The following is a 356-nucleotide window of genomic DNA, read 5'->3' on the forward strand; positions in this document are numbered from 1 at the left end:
ACCCCGGAGCGGGCCTGGCTCGGCGAGGTCTCGGCGGTCGTCCTTCAGCAGTCCCTGCGGGACCTGGACACCGCGTACCGGAACTTCTTCGCCGGCCTGAAGGGCAAGCGCCCGCGCATGGGCGCGCCCCGGTACAAGTCCCGCAAGGACACCCGGCAGGCGGTGCGGTTCACCGCGAACGCCCGCTGGTCGATCACGCCGGGGCAGAAGCTGCGTCTGCCGAAGATCGGCGACCTGAAGGTGAAGTGGTCGCGGGTGCTGCCGTCGACGCCGTCCACGGTGACGGTGGTCAAGGACGGCGCGGGCCGGTATTTCGCGAGCTTCGTCGTCGAGACCGGCCCGGAAGAGGTGCTGCC

General features: G+C 70.8%; 1 protein-coding gene. It reads left to right on the plus strand.

Features of this window, described 5'->3' with window-relative positions:
- Nucleotides 1-356 (plus strand): RNA-guided endonuclease InsQ/TnpB family protein (locus IF47_RS0127045; RefSeq protein ID WP_031511693.1); only part of this gene is annotated, 356 nt, incomplete at both ends.

Origin of the sequence: Streptomyces megasporus (assembly GCF_000718985.1) — a bacterium.
GTDB classification, from domain to species: Bacteria; Actinomycetota; Actinomycetes; order Streptomycetales; family Streptomycetaceae; genus Streptomyces; species Streptomyces megasporus.